The sequence below is a fragment of the Colwellia sp. BRX9-1 genome (genome assembly GCF_014077195.1).
Lineage (GTDB): Bacteria > Pseudomonadota > Gammaproteobacteria > Enterobacterales > Alteromonadaceae > Colwellia_A.
Map to the genome: position 1 here is coordinate 1 of NZ_JACGVM010000083.1, position 366 is coordinate 366.

Annotated in this window: 1 pseudogene; it reads right to left on the reverse strand. The window is 44.5% G+C overall.

Features of this window, described 5'->3' with window-relative positions:
• A pseudogene (locus H4J76_RS19575) lies at nucleotides 1-318 on the reverse strand (transposase); the annotation flags it as partial.
• Nucleotides 319-366 lie beyond the last annotated feature (48 nt).

Genomic DNA, 366 nt, shown 5'->3' on the forward strand with positions numbered 1-366 from the left:
TTTGGTCAGTAACGTGCCTTTGTGTATGCGGTGCCAACGCACAAGTACGTCAGTCATTGTCCACTGCTTCGCTTTTTCTTCATCAATAAATAACACCACATGATAGTGATTACTCATCACCGCATAGGCACAAACCTCAATCGCAAAGACTTGCGTCAGAAAATGCAGTTTGTCTTCCACCCAACCTCGCCGGTGCTCAAAGCTTTGACCTGAAAAGGTATCTTCACCACATAAGAAAGCGCGTCGAACACAACGCGCCACACAATGGTAATAAGGTGTGTCTACTAAACTGATTTGTTGCTTCCTTGGCGTGGCCATAACTCACCTAAGATAAAGTAGCTTGATTACTTTAGCGTAGTACAAAGG